This window comes from Bacillus sp. SN1 (genome assembly GCF_002796895.1).
Taxonomy (GTDB): domain Bacteria; phylum Bacillota; class Bacilli; order Bacillales; family Bacillaceae; genus Bacillus; species Bacillus inaquosorum.
This window is the reverse complement of the sequence record NZ_PHIE01000001.1, coordinates 712508-728986: the sequence shown is the minus strand read 5'-3', so window position 1 is coordinate 728986 and position 16479 is coordinate 712508. Positions and strand designations below refer to the sequence as shown.

Annotated in this window: 1 protein-coding gene; it reads left to right on the top strand. The window is 46.3% G+C overall.

Annotated elements, in window-relative coordinates; all coding sequences use genetic code 11:
- Nucleotides 1-7: 7 nt before the first annotated feature.
- Nucleotides 8-16465, top strand: a complete 16458-nt coding sequence (locus tag CVV77_RS03625) for a non-ribosomal peptide synthetase (RefSeq protein ID WP_100275135.1) — start codon at nt 8-10, stop codon at nt 16463-16465.
- Nucleotides 16466-16479: the final 14 nt, after the last annotated feature.

Sequence of the window (16479 nt, the reverse complement as noted above, 5' to 3'; positions counted from 1 at the left end):
TCAAGGCATGAAGCGGCAGTTCAAAAGCCCGCTATCAGAAGGGCAAAAAGGGCTGTGGATGCTTCAAAAAATGTCTCCTGATATGAGTGCATATAATCTTCCTTTATGCTTTCGCATCAGCAAACCAATACATGCAGAGACGTTCAAGAAAGCCCTTCTGTTTGTACAGAAACAATATCCTGTTTTAACTAGTGTGATTCAAGAGGAGAATGGCATTCCATTTCAAACGGTTAAGTCATCTGGGGCTCTTTATTTTGAGGAAGAGGATATATCAGCAATGAAATCAGCAGAGGTATTGCCTTTTCTAAAAGAAAAAGCAAAAGAACCTTTTCGTTTGGAAGCTAGCCCGTTATTCCGCACACATCTTTTTCATCGATCAAAAGAAGAATGCATTGTGCTCATAACGATTCACCATATCATATTTGACGGGGTGTCGATGCTGACATTGATATCGGCGCTTTTCGAGGCGTATCAGCAATTGCTGAATGGGATTGAGCCCGTGCTGCAGCCATTAACAGCTGATTATTACGATTTTGTCGAATGGGAAACCCGGATGCTGAACAGCAGAGAAGGGGAAGAGCATCTCGCTTACTGGAAAGAACAGTTGTCTGGGAATCTGCAAGTTCTTGATCTTCCTGCTGACCGTCCGCGGTCTTCAGCACGAAAATTCAAGGGGCAAGCTTATAAAAGCTTGCTCCCTCATAACCTGAGGAATCAAATCAAATCGTTTGCCCGCACCTATCATGTGAATGAATCGGCTGTGTTTCTCTGCATTTACAAGGTACTGCTGCATCACTATACAAAACAAAAGGATATCATTGTCGGCGTTCCGACAATGGGACGGCCTGAAGATAGCTTTGAATCTATTATCGGATACTTTATCAATATGATGGCTGTTCGGAGCAAGAATATCGGATCCCAGCCATTCACAGCATTTATCCAGGAGCTTCAGCTGACAATGGCTGACGGTCTGGACCATGCGGCATATCCGTTCCCTGCATTGGTAAGAGAGCTCAATGTAGACCGCTCGGCTGCGGATTCGCCGGTTTTTCAAACAGCCTTTCTGTACCAAAACTTCTTTCAGACAACAGGTTTACAAAAAGTGCTTGAATCATATCAAACGCTTGGCATTGAATATATGGAGGATATTCGGCAAGAGGGAGAATTTGAGCTGGCACTCGAAATATACGAGCAAGAAAATGAAACGGTGCTTCATATTTTATATAATCCTGATCTATATGAATTGTCCTTCATTGAAAGTATGATGGAGAACTATATGAAGCTCGCGCAACACATGATGGAGGACCCGTCTTTGCCGCTTGAAACCTACTCTTTGCAGTTACATCAAGAGCAAAGCAGTTTACTGGAACAATGGAATGCGACAGGCACAAATACGCCAAATGACAAGTGTATACATCAAATATTCGAGGAAAAAGCGAAACAAACCCCAGATGCGGTTGCTGTGATTTTCGAAGACAGGTCTCTTACATATAAAGAAGTAGATGAAAAAAGCACATCTGTGGCAGTCTACCTTCAACATCAGGGGGTTGGACCTGAACACCCCGTTGCAATTTGTGCAGAGCGTTCGTTTGATATGATTATCGGTATTCTAGGAATATTGAAAGCCGGCGGAGCGTATGTGCCGTTAGATCCAAGCTTCCCGCAAGAACGGTTGGAGTACATGCTCAAAGACAGTCAGGCGTCCATTGTCCTGACCCAATCTAACGTTCATCAAAGGATCAGCGGATTAACTGGCAGCCATATAAAAGCAATCAATATCGATTTGGCTTGCCGAAACGGTTATACAGATCTGCAAAGCAGCGGTTTAAAGCGGAAAGTAAAACCGGAGCATCTCGCTTATATCATTTACACATCGGGAAGCACCGGACAGCCTAAAGGGGTTATGGTAGAACATCGGAGCATCATGAATACCCTGAATTTTCTTGAATCTCACTATCCTGTGACTGCTGAGGATGCATATTTACTGAAGACGAACTATGTTTTCGATGTTTCGATCTCGGAATTATTCGGATGGTTTATCGGAAACGGCCGCCTTGTGATTCTTCCGCCAAACGGAGAGAAATCACCGCAGCAATGCATGGATTATATTGAAACATATCAAGTGACCCACATTAATTTTGTGCCGGCTATGCTGCATGTTTTTTTAGAAACGGCGAAAGACAACAAGCAGTTAACTGATAATGGACCGCTCAAGTATATGATGGTTGCAGGTGAAGCTTTTCCTAAAGAATTAGTGAAAAAGGCGGTATCGATCTTTAAAAACTGCCGTGTTGACAATATTTACGGACCTACCGAAGCCTCCATTTACGCTGCGTATTTTGGGTGCGGAAAAGGAGATATCGCAAGTCACCATACACCGATTGGAAAGCCTCTCTCCAACGTGAAAATTTATATTGTGGACCAGCATTTGAAGCCTGCCCCAATCGGACAGCCTGGTGAACTTTGCATCGCAGGAGCCGGTATGGCAAGAGGCTACTATAATAAGCCAGGGCTTACGGCTGAAAAATTTATTGACAATCCGTTTGAACCAGGGACGAAGCTTTATAAATCGGGTGATTCAGCAAGATGGCTCCCTGACGGCAACATAGAATATTTAGGGCGGATTGACAGCCAAGTCAAAATACGCGGTTTTCGCGTAGAGTTGGGTGCAATAGAAACAAAGCTGAGTGAATATCCGGGCATTTTAGATCAGGCGGTAGTGGTAAAGCAGCTGGAAGGCCATCAACAGCTCGCTGCTTATTATACAGAGGAAAGCGGACATTCCCTTGCAGACCCAAAAGATTTGCGCCGTCATCTAAAATCCAGTCTGCCTGAATATATGATACCATCACACTTTATCCGCTTAGATGAGCTGCCGTTATCCCCTAGCGGGAAAGTGAACCGTAAAGAACTGGAAAAACGAGAGATCGTTTTCAATAGAAAGAAACCAAATCACTTGCAGTTAACGAAAATAGAGGATCAGGTGCTTCGTATTTGGGAGGAAACGCTCAAGGTCAGCGGCTTTGGGACGGAAGACGGATTTTTCGATGCGGGCGGCGATTCGCTTCTGGCTGTAGCTGTGGCTGAACGAATCAAAAAAGAACTGGACTGTGAGTTTAGTGTCACTGAGCTGTTCGAGTATTCCACGATCCGTGCGATCAGCCAATACATTTTGGAGATGAAAAACTCAGATCAAGCTGCGACTCAAAATGAAGGCAATCATGATGTCAAAAGAGATGGAAAATACCCGCAGCAGACGATTCCTCCTTATTTTGATGACAGTGTTGCGATTGTGGGGATATCCTGCCAGTTTCCGGGTACGAAAAATCATCATGATTTTTGGAATCACATCAAAGAAGGCAAAGAAAGCATTCAGTTCTTCTCTAAAGAAGAGCTTCGCGAAAACGGCGTTCCGGAAGAATTGATTCAACATCCTGACTATGTGCCTGTGCAATCGGCGATCGAAGGGAAAGATTTATTCGACCCCGGTTTCTTTCAAATCTCTCCGAAAGATGCTGAGTATATGGACCCTCAGCTCCGCCTCTTATTGCTGCATTCCTGGAAAGCGATTGAGGATGCGGGATATGTGGCAAAGGAGATTCCGGGCACAAGTGTATATATGTCTGCAAGCAACAATTCATACAGAACGTTATTGCCGAAGGAGGCAACAGAAGGGCATGAATCACCGGATGGCTATGTCTCATGGGTTTTAGCTCAAAGCGGAACCATTCCGACGATGATTTCGCATAAGCTCGGATTAAAGGGGCCAAGCTATTTTGTTCATTCTAACTGCTCTTCATCACTAGTCGGCTTGTATCAGGCATACAAAAGCTTGACATCAGGTGAATCTCAATACGCACTTGTCGGAGGCGCAACATTGCACGCGCAATCAGCGATAGGCTACGTGCACCAAAACGGGTTGAATTTTTCAAGCGACGGACATGTTAAGGCGTTCGATGCTTCAGCAGATGGAATGGCCGGAGGTGAAGGCGTAGCGGTCATCCTGCTGAAAAAAGCTGTGGATGCCGTAAAAGATGGAGACCATATTTATGCCATTATGCGCGGAATAGACATTAATAATGATGGCGCAGATAAGGCCGGCTTCTATGCGCCAAGTGTAAAAGGCCAAACAGAAGTGATACAGCAAGTATTGGATAAAACCAACATTCATCCCGAAACGGTCAGTTATATTGAAGCGCACGGAACGGGAACAAAATTAGGCGATCCTATTGAAATGTCTGCTTTAAATAAAGTGTATAGGCAATACACTGACAAAACACAATTTTGTGGAATTGGTTCGGTGAAAACGAATATCGGCCATTTAGATACAGGTGCTGGGTTAGCCGGATGCATTAAAGTTGCGATGAGTTTATACCATAATGAACTTGCACCGACCATCAACTGCACTGAGCCGAATCCGAATATTAACTTTGAAAGCTCTCCCTTTTATGTTGTCCGGGAACGAAAGCCGTTAGAGAAAAGTGAAGGTGTCCATCGGGCGGCTCTGAGCTCATTCGGTCTTGGCGGCACTAACGCCCATGCTATTTTTGAGCAATATGAAAACCACTCTGATGTGAGGGCCGAGAACGAGGGAAATCTGCTCTGCCTCATTCCTGTATCAGCAAAAAACAGAGAGCGGCTCCAAGCATATGTGAAGGAACTGCTGGTCTATATCAGTCATAACGAGCAAGCTCATATCACTTTAAGAGATATTGCATACACCTTCCAGATCGGCCGGGAAGCAATGAACAGCAGGGTCATTTTTATGGCGAACGATCTGGAAGAATGGAAACAGCAGCTGGAAGCTTTTGTGGATGGAAAGCCGCTGGAAGAAGGCTGTATCCAAGGAGAAAAAACGAGAATGACCTCCGCTGAACAGTTGCTTGGAAACGCAGAAGCAAAAGAACTGGCTGCATCACGAATGTCAAAAGGAGAATTGAAAAAGCTTGCCGAGATGTGGGCCAAAGGCTTTCACGTTGAATGGCGCAGACTTTATCAAAATACGAAGCCGCGCCGCATCAGTTTGCCGACATACCCTTTTGCTGAAGAACGGTACTGGCCTGAAAGCAGCACCAGCGAACCAAGAACAGTTGAACCATCGCGTTTACATCCCTTGGTGCACCATAATACATCGGTTCTGTCTGAGCAGCGGTTCAGCTCCATCTTCACAGGACAAGAGTATTTTATTTCCGAGCATATCATTAAAGGCATGGCGATTTTGCCGGCGGCGGTCACGCTTGAAATGGCAAGAGCCGCTATAGAACAAGGAATTGGCGGATTGGAGGATCATGAAACTGGAATCAGGCTGAAAAATGTCGTGTGGATTCGCCCGGTTGTAGCAGGGGATGAGCCGGTTCAAGTAAACATCGGACTTTATGATGAAGACGGCGGACACATTCTTTATCGGATGTATGGTGAGCCGGAATCTGCTGATGCAGAACCAGTTGTATATAACCAGGGTATAGCTGAATTGATTCAGGTAAAGCAAGAAAAATTGCTTGATCTTTCTGAGATCAAAACCCGATGTGATCAAAGCAGAATGGACGCTGCCTCGTTTTATGAAGGAATGATCGGAGCCGATTACGGTCCTGGTTACAAAAGTGTAGAGGCCGTATATAAAGGCAACGGCCAGCTGCTTGCCAAATTATCACTGCCCGAATCTGTGATGCATACGTCAGACGATTATGTTCTTCATCCAAGTGTAATGGACGGGGCGTTACAGGCTGCTGAATATTTGCAAAACGTCATCAGGGCGGAACTTTCAGACAGTGAAGACTTTAAGGCCGCACTGCCATTTGCCCTGGAGGAGCTTGAGGTCTTTCATCAATGCGTTTCTGACATGTGGGTTTATGTTCAATTCAACTCGAAAAACAAACCGGGAGATTTGATACAGAAAGTCGATATTGACCTATGCGATGAGCATGGCACGATTTGCGTGCGGATGAAAGGATTTTCGACGAGAGTGATGGAGGCAGATATACAAACCGAACCATTAAAAATGAACACTGAAACTTTATTGCTTCAGCCCGTTTGGCAAGAAAAAGAAGCTGAAGGCGCGGCAGCAAAAAAATATGCAGAGCATCTCGTGTTCCTATGTGAATATGGCAATGAGGCGAGAGAACAGATTGAAGCAGCAATCGAAGATGTCCATGTATACAGCCTAGAAGCAAGGCCTTCTTCAGTGGATGGGCGTTTCCATTCTTATACGGAACAAGTGTTTAAGAAGGTACAAGAGATCATCCGCAAGAAATCGAAAGGCGACATGCTCATTCAGATCGTAACCTCTGCAGAAGGAGAACAGCAGTTGTTTTCAGGATTGAGTGGACTGCTGAAAACTGCTGAGCAGGAGAATGCCAAGCTAACCGGCCAAATGATTGAAGTCAGCAGTGAAGAAAGCGGAGAAAGCATTGCTGGCAAACTGAAAGAAAATCAAACGAGCCCCGATTCATATATCAAATATCACAACGGTAAACGGTACATTGCTGATTGGAGTGACATCAAAAAGGAAAACTTTGACATCGGCAAGCCGTGGAAAGACGATGGCGTTTATCTCATTACAGGAGGTGCCGGAGGCTTAGGTCTTATTTTTGCAAAAGAAATCGCGGAACAAACGAAGAATGCAACAGTCATTCTGACGGGCCGCTCACCTCTTAGCGAAAGCAAAAGCAAAAAGCTTAAAGAGCTTCACGGCAAGGGGGCTGAGGTCACCTATCAGCAAACAGATGTTACCGATAAGATTGAAGTCTACCAGCTCATTGACGGAATTCAGAAAACATACGGCCGTCTGGACGGCATTCTTCATAGCGCGGGAATCATCAAAGATAGCTACATGGTCAATAAATCAGCCGAAGACCTGCACGACGTACTGGCGCCTAAAGTAAAAGGGCTTGTTTTCCTAGACGAAGCGAGCAAGGATTTTCCATTGGACTTCTTTATTCTTTTTTCATCTCTTTCAGGAAGTTTAGGAAGCATCGGTCAGTCTGACTATGCGGCAGCCAATGTATTTATGGATATGTATGCAGGATATCGAAATAGGCTTGCCGATCTCAGCCAGCGGCACGGGAAGACGCTTTCTGTAAACTGGCCGTTATGGAGAGAGGGCGGAATGAAGGTCGATCAAGAAACAGAAAAAAGGCTTGTGCAAATGGCCGGGATTGTTCCTATGACAGCAGAAAAAGGAATTCAGGCATTATATCAAGCGTTTCATTCCGAGGCAAACCAAGTAATGGTGATCGAAGGCGATGTGCAGAAAATAAAACAACACATGCTGGCAAAAAACGCCTCAGCGCCTATAAAAAAGAAGGAAACAGAAAGCATGACTGAACAAGTAAAGAACATTGATACAGACAGTTTGCTGGATAAAGTAAAGGCGATGTTAAAGCGGGAGGTCGCCAAGATATTAAAGGTCAAGCTTGAAACGATTGATGATCATGCCGAGATGACGGTGTATGGATTTGATTCTATCTCAATGACGGAATTCACGAACCATATCAACCGCACCTATAAACTAGAGCTGACGCCAACCGTCTTTTTTGACCACCCGACGATTCATGCGTTTGGCAAGCATTTGTCAGAAGAATATCAAGCGGTTTTTGCGAACACATTTGCTGTGCGCGCTGCATCGCCCCAGGTTCAGCCTGCTGCCAAACCGGAGCAAGCCTTGCATGTTAATGCTAAAAGACGCCGAAAGCAGCAAGTTATGCTGCCAAACGCCGCACAGAGTGATGCTGGGCATGAGCCAATTGCCATTGTGGGCATAAGCGGGATTTTCCCTATGGCGAAAGATGTTGATGCGTACTGGAAGATCTTAAAAGAGGGCAAAGACTGCATGACGGAAATTCCGAAAGACCGCTGGGATTGGCGTGAATATGAAGGTGATCCAACGAAGGAAGTCAATAAAACGAACGTAAAATGGGGCGGTTTTATTGACGGAATTGCCGATTTTGATCCATTATTTTTCGGCATTTCCCCGCGTGAAGCTGAACAAATGGAACCTCAGCAGCGCTTACTATTGACTTACGCCTGGAAAGCGATCGAAGATGCAGGATATTCGGCGAAAAGTCTATCTGGCACAAAAACAGGCGTCTTCATCGGAACGGGAAATACTGGATACAGCTCCCTTTTGTCGAAAGCCAACTCGGCAATAGAAGGCTCGGCGGCTGCCAATACGAGCCCGTCAGTCGGTCCGAACCGGGTCAGTTATTTTCTGAATCTGCATGGGCCAAGCGAACCGATTGATACAGCGTGTTCAAGCTCATTGGTGGCTATCCACCACGCGATCTCTTCAATTGAGGAAGGCACTTGTGACATGGCATTAGCCGGCGGCGTGAATACGATTATCCTTCCTGAAGTGTATATCAGCTTTGATAAAGCGGGTGCACTAAGTAAAGAAGGAAAATGCAAGACGTTTTCAAATCAAGCCGATGGTTTCGCTCATGGGGAAGGGGCCGGCATACTGTTTCTGAAAAAATTAAAAGCGGCTGAAGAAGCGGGAGACCACATTTACGGAGTCATAAAAGGCAGCGCAATCAATCATGGCGGCCGTGCACAATCTTTAACAACTCCTAATCCGAAGGCGCAGGCGGATGTCGTTCAGTCGGCATACAAAAAAGCGGGAATTGATCCGAAAACCGTGACCTACATTGAAGCGCACGGAACCGGGACGGAGCTTGGTGACCCGGTTGAAATTAACGGATTGAAATCAGCCTTTAAAGCACTGGGTGTGAATGAGGGGGATGCATCAGCCAACCCTTATTGCGGACTGGGGTCTGTAAAGACAAACATTGGCCACTTATCGCTGGCAGCCGGTGCAGCAGGGATCATTAAAATATTATTGCAGCTTAAGCACAGAACCTTAGTGAAAAGTCTTCACTGCGAAACCGTGAACCCGTACATTCAGCTGAAAAACAGTCCGTTCTATATCGTACGGGAAACGGAAAAATGGAAAGCGCTGAAAAATGAACGGGGAGAAGAACTGCCTCGCCGAGCAGGTGTCAGTTCATTTGGAATCGGCGGCGTAAACGCCCACGTGATTATTGAGGAATATATTCCAGAAGCAGCCGATGAGAATATACCGTCCATCACGCCTGAACATCCGGGTATCTTCATTTTATCAGCCAAAAATGAAATGCGGCTAAAAGAGCAAGCACAGCAGCTGGCAGCTGCGCTTGATAAGGAAACATATAGAGATGTAAATCTGACCCATATTGCCTATACACTGCAGGCCGGACGAGACGCGATGGAAGAACGCCTTGGGATTATTTCCGGTTCCATTGAGGATTTGCAGCAAAAATTAGAAGACTTTGCTGCAGGCAAAAACAATGTGGAGGATGTATTCAGAGGCAGGATTGATAAAGGCACACTGCAAATGCTGACAGAGGACGAAGAGATTCAAGAAGCCGTCGAAAAATGGATGGAACGGGGAAAGTACGCAAAACTGCTTGAATTATGGGTAAAGGGGCTTGATGTAGACTGGACGAAACTGTATGGCGAGAATCTACCAAAGCGCATCAGCTTGCCGACGTATCCTTTCGCAAAAGACCGTTATTGGATCTCTGATCATATTGAAAAAAGCGACAGCCCTAAAGCGAACAAAGCAGCCTCCCGACTTGGCGGAACCGTGCTGCATCCATTAATGCATCAAAACACATCGAACCTCTCGGAACAAAGGTTTAGCTCCATCTATACGGGAGAAGAGTTTTTCCTTGCCGATCATGTTGTCAAAGGCCAACGGATCTTGCCGGGGGTGGCGCATCTTGAGTTGGCGCGGGCTGCCGTTGAACAGGCTGCAGAGCTACAAGATGTTCCATGCACCATGAAGCTAAAGAACGCGGTATGGGTGCGGCCTATTGTTGTAGAGGACAAGCCGCAGCAAGTACACATCAGGCTTTTACCGGAGGAAAATGGTGAGATCTCTTATGAAATTTACGGTAATCCAGACACTGCAGGCGAACAGTCAATCGTCTACAGTCAAGGCAGCGCAGTATTGAATCCTGCTGAAAATCTCCCGGTGGTTGATTTGCAATCCTTGCGGGAGCAGTGTCAGGAAAGCCATTTCAGCGTTAACGAAGTATATGACACCTATCAAATGATCGGTTTTGAATATGGTCCTGCTTATCGCGGTGTGGAAAAAATCTATACAGCTGAACATTTTGTTTTGGCAAGATTGTCATTGCATCCGTCTGCTTTAGATACACTCAGCCAATACAAAATGCACCCGGGGCTGATGGACTCTGCTTTGCAGGCGTCAAGCATTTTGACAGGCGCGGGTGATAACCAGCTGACACTGCCTTTTGCGGTACAAGAGCTTGAAGTCTTCGGAGCTTGCTCGTCAGAAATGTGGGTATACGCAAGATACAGTCAAGACAGCAAGGCAACTGATAAGGTACAAAAGCGAGATATTGATATGTTAGATGAGAATGGCAATGTTTGCGTACGGATAAAGGGATTGTCTTTCAGAGCAACGGAAGGCGGCTCTGGATCGGCAGAACCTGATCAAACACTGGAAACCCTGATGTTTGAAGAAAAATGGGTTCCTAAGGATGATGAAAAAGAAAGTCCTGAGCCTCATTATGAACGGCACATTGTCATGCTTTGTAATATGAACGGACTCTCAAAAGACAGTCTTGAATCAAGACTGAAAGGCGCCGAATGCATCGTTTTGGAGTCTGACCGCGAAGGACTTGCAGAGAGGTTCCAAGATTATGCCGAACAAGCGCTTGAGACGGTCCAGGGCCTTCTCAAAAGCAGACCTCAGGGCAATGTTCTGATCCAGCTGCTTACCTCTGCACAAAGAAAGGAGTACTCATTCTCAGGGCTATCGTCGCTCCTTAAAACCGCCGGCCTGGAGAATAAAAAACTGATAGGCCAGACGATAGAAATTGATTCAAATGAAAACATTGAAAGTATGATAGAAAAACTGAACGAGAATAAAAGACACGCAGAAGATCAGCACATCAAATATGAAACGGACAAACGGTATATCAATGAATTACGCGAAATGCAAATGGCTGATCAGGAAATAAGCCTGCCGTGGCGAGATAAGGGTGTATACCTCATTACGGGCGGTGCAGGAGGACTTGGATTTATTTTTGCAAAAGAGGTTGCTCGTCAAACCGAACAGTCTGTGCTCATTCTGACAGGCAGATCTGCGCTGAATGCGGATCAGCAGGCGCAGCTTAACGAGCTTCAGCACTTGGGGGCTCGCGCAGAATACAGGCGGGTTGATGTGACACAAGCGGAAGCAGCCTCCGCGCTCATCACAAGCATTACGTCTGATTATGGAGACTTGCATGGCGTCATTCACAGCGCAGGGCTGATTAAAGATAATTATCTCATGAACAAAACCAATGAAGAGCTGACACAAGTTCTCGCTCCTAAGGTAAAAGGGCTTGTGAATGTGGATGAGGCAACCGAGCATCTTGCTTTAGATTTCTTTATCCTCTTTTCTTCAATATCAAGTGTCGCCGGCAGTGCGGGGCAGGCAGATTATGCGATGGCTAACGCATTTATGGACAGTTATGCAGCTTATCGAAATGCGCTTGTGACCGCCATGTACAGGCACGGAAAAACATTGTCGATCAATTGGCCGCTCTGGAAGGAAGGCGGCATGCGCGCGAATAAAGAAATTGAAAACATGACTTTGAAAAACACGGGTGTGACTCCAATGCGGACCGAGACCGGCATTCAGGCACTGTATAAAGGTTTGGCATTTGGCAAAGATCAAGTCATCGTCATGGAAGGCATTAAAGACATGATGAGGGAAAAGATGACTCAAAAGCCGTCTTCTGATGATGCTCCAATGAAAACAACGCAAGCATCGATGCCATCTGAGGAAAAAATGGGCCAAGACAGTTTGTTTGACCACATTCAAGAAACTTTAAAGCAAACAATCTCTCAATTGCTCAAAATCAAACCTGAAGAGATTGACCCGGATATGGAGTTTAATCAATATGGATTTGATTCGATTACGTTGACTGAATTCGCAAATACACTGAATGTGCAGCACAAGCTGGATCTGACGCCTACGATCTTCTTTGAGCACGCAACTGTTTATGCATTTGCAGCGTATCTGTCAAAAGAATATCCAAATGCATTTACAGCCCAAACGCCTGCCAAAGCTGAGCAGCCTTTACAGCCTGCACAACAAAATATAAAAAACATAGCATTTTCAACTGAGAACCGCTTTGTAAAACCATCGGTTCCGCCAGTGCAAAAGGCAGCTGATCACGTGCCTGAGCCTGTTGCGATTGTCGGGATGAGCGGGGTGTTCCCGAAGGCAAAGGACATCGACGAATACTGGAAGAATCTGAAATTGGGGGCAGATTGCATTACAGAGGTTCCAAAAGACCGCTGGGATTGGCAGGAGTATTACGGAGACCCTCTAAAAGAAGCGAATAAAACAAACGTCAAATGGGGCGGTTTTATTGATGAAGTGGCTGACTTTGATCCATTATTCTTCGGCATATCTCCGCTGGAGGCCGAGCAGATGGAGCCTCAGCAGCGCCTGTTAATGACCTATGCGTGGAAGGCGATAGAAGAAGCGGGATACTCAGCGAGAAGCCTGTCAGGAACCAAAACGGGCATCTATATCGGGACTGGAAACACGGGGTACAGTTCGCTGCTGTCAAATGTAGATATAGAAGGCTCAGCAGCTGCGAATATGAGTCCTTCCGCCGGGCCGAATAGGGTTAGTTATTTCCTGAACATTCATGGACCGAGCGAACCGATTGACACTGCATGTTCAAGTTCTTTGGTCGCCATTCATCATGCTGTTTGCGCAATTGAAAACGGAAACTGTGAAATGGCGATTGCAGGAGGTGTCAACACAGTCGTAACACCGCAAGGTCATATCGCCTATGATAAAGCCGGGGCGCTGAGCAAAGAAGGAAGATGCAAAACATTTTCTGATAGAGCTGATGGGTTCGCAGTCAGTGAAGGTGCCGGCATTCTCTTCCTGAAAAAACTGACAGCGGCCGAACGAGATGGAGATCATATTTACGGTGTCATCAAAGGAAGTGCGGTAAACCACGGAGGCCGCGCAAACTCTCTGACGACTCCTAATCCGAAGGCTCAGGCGGATGTCGTAAAAACAGCATATGAAAAAGCGGGAATCGATCCAAGAACTGTGACCTATATTGAAGCGCATGGAACTGGAACAGAGCTTGGTGATCCAGTAGAAATCAACGGCCTGAAAGCGGCATTTAAAGAGCTGTATGAAAAAACGGGAGACCCAGCTGTTCATGGTAGTCATTGCGGACTCGGATCTGCAAAGACAAACATCGGCCACTTATCGCTGGCGGCCGGTGTGGCGGGAGTCATTAAAGTGTTATTGCAGCTAAAGCATAAGACGCTTGTAAAAAGTTTGCATAGTGAAACGATCAATCCGTATATCAGACTGGAAGACAGCCCGTTTTATATTGTGCAGGAACCGAGAGAGTGGAAGACGCTGCAAGATGAATCCGGCCGAGAGCTGCCGCGGCGCGCGGGCGTCAGTTCATTTGGCATTGGAGGCGTCAATGCCCACGTTGTCATTGAGGAATATATTCCAAAAGAAACAACTGATCCTGCACAAGCACCAGCTGTGACAGAACAACACCCGGGCATCTTTATCTTGTCGGCAAAGGATGAAGATCGCCTGAAAGACCAAGCCCGGCAATTAGCAGACTTTATCAGCAAGCAATCTACCACAGCGCATGATCTCACTGATATTGCCTATACACTCCAAGTGGGGCGTGATGCAATGGAGGAGAGATTAGGGATTATCGCTGTTTCGGCAGAGGACTTGCTGGAAAAACTGAACCTCTTTATAGCTGGACATGCAAGTGCGAAGTACATGTCAGGCAGAGGAAACAGAGGGATCGTACAGACATTGAGATCAGATGATGAAATACAGAAAACGCTCAAAAGCAGCTGGGAGCCCGGAATATATGAAAGGCTGCTTGATTTATGGATAAAAGGCATGGAAATAGATTGGAGTAAACTGTATGGAGGCAAACAGCCGAAACGCATCAGCCTCCCAACCTATCCATTTGCAAAAGAACGCTACTGGATAACGGATATGAAAGAGGAAGCATTCGCACATCATGCAACAACTATTGTCGAAACAGCAGCTTTGCACCCATTAGTACAGTCCAACACATCCGATTTGTCAGAGCAGCGTTTCAGCTCAACCTTTACAGGTGCTGAGTTCTTTTTCACCGATCATAAGGTGAAGGGAAGCCGGGTCATGCCGGGTGTTGCATATCTTGAGATGGTTCATGCTGCCGTTACTAGAGCAGTGAGAGGAATCAAAGATACACAATCTGTTATTCACATTAAAAATGTTGTGTGGGTACAGCCGATTGTGGCGGACGGCCAGCCAGTTCAAGTCGATATCAGTCTAGATCCTCAGCAGGACGGTGAGATTGCCTTTACCATCTTTACAGAGGATGCGCGCAATGGGCGAAAGATACACTGTCAAGGCAGTGCATCAATCAGCGAAGCAGGAGACATTCAAGTTCAGGATATCAGCGTGCTTCAAGACCAATGCAACCTAAGCACACTTTCACACGAACAATGCTATGAATTATTTAAGGCGATCGGTATAGATTACGGACCTGGTTTCCAAGGAATAAATCGGCTTTATATCGGCCGCAATCAGGCCTTGGCAGAACTTTCACTGCCTCCTGGTGTATCCCACACGCTGGACGAATTCGTTCTCCATCCAAGTATGGCAGACTCTGCGTTACAAGCGTCGATCGGGCTGAAGTTGAATTCAGGTGACGAGCAGCTTTCCCTGCCTTTTGCGCTGCAAGAGCTTGAAATATGTAGTCCGTGTACAGACAAAATGTGGGTGTCTATCACATCTCGTCCAAATGAGGACAGAATACAGAGACTGGATATTGATCTGTGTGATGATCAAGGTCGAGTGTGTGTACGAATCAAGGGTATTTCCTCAAGGGTGCTGGAAGAAGACATACAGCCGCAAGATGAGCCGACATCACCAGATATCAAGGCATCTCTTGATGAATCGCTTCTTATGGCGCCGGTATGGGATCAAGTGAAACAGGAGAAGAACATCATTCCTCCTGCAGATGAGCGTATTGTCATCCTCGGAGGGGATGACAACAGCAGAAAAGCTGTTCAAAGACAGTTCCCGTTTGCCAAAGAGCTGCACATTGAACCGAACGCATCGAATCATGAGATTGCAAACCAGCTTGAAGCACTCGGACCGTTTGACCATATTGTGCGGCTGTCTCCTTCTCGTGTGACAGAAGGGGAAGTCGGCGATGACATGATTGAAGCCCAAGATCAAGGCGTGATTCAAATGTTCAGGCTCATTAAGGCAATGCTCTCTTTAGGCTATGGTGAAAAAGCCATAAGCTGGACGGTCGTGACGGCGAACACGCAATGTGTTGATCAGGATGATGTTGTCGACCCATCTGATGCCGCTGTGCACGGCCTGATCGGTTCGATGGCAAAAGAATATCCAAATTGGCAGACAAAGCTAATCGATGTCAAGAACCATGAGGACTTGCCGGTGTCTGAGATCTTTTCCCTGCCTGCTGATCAAGAAGGGAATACTTGGGCCTATCGAAATCAGCTTTGGCATAAACTGCGCTTGATTCCAGTACACAACAATCAACCGGTGCACACGAAGTATAAACACGGAGGCGTTTATGTCGTGATAGGCGGCGCAGGCGGAATAGGCGAAGCCTGGAGCGAATATATGATCAGAACATACCAGGCGCAGATCGTTTGGATTGGCAGAAGAAAAATGGATGCAGCTATTCAAAGTAAGCTGGACAGACTTGGGCGTCTGGGGCCTGCCCCGTTTTACATTCAAGCTGATGCGGCGAACCGGGAGGAATTAGAGCGCGCTTATGAAACAACGAAACAAATGCATCTAGAAATCAACGGCATTATTCATTCGGCCATTGTCTTGCAAGACCGAAGCCTGATGAATATGAATGAGGAATGTTTCAGGAACGTTCTTTCTGCAAAAGTTGATGTCAGTGTGCGAATGGCTCAAGTTTTCCGGCATGAACCACTCGACTTTGTTTTATTTTTCTCTTCCGTACAATCGTTTGCGAGAGCTTCCGGACAAAGCAATTACGCTGCCGGCTGCAGCTTTAAGGATGCTTTTGCACAACGGCTTTCTCAAGTATGGCCTTGTACAGTAGCCGTGATGAATTGGAGTTATTGGGGAAGCGTCGGTGTGGTTTCCTCACCGGATTATCAGAAGAGAATGGCTCAGGCAGGCATTGGCTCTATTGAAGCCCCTGAAGCGATGGAAGCATTAGAATTGCTGCTCGGGGGACCGCTGAAGCAGCTAGTGATGATGAAAATGGCAAACGAAACGAATGATGAAGCGGAACAGACAGAAGAAACTATTGAAGTTTACCCGGAAACTCACGGCTCCGCCATTCAAAAGCTGCGAAGCTATCACCCGGGTGACAGCACAAAGATTCAACAACTGTTATAGGAGGGGAAGCGCCA

Excerpts from the sequence above, each read along its gene's own strand:
- CVV77_RS03625 (WP_100275135.1), top strand. The coding sequence starts at position 8 with ATGAAGCGGCAGTTCAAAAGCCCGCTATCAGAAGGGCAAAAAGGGCTG.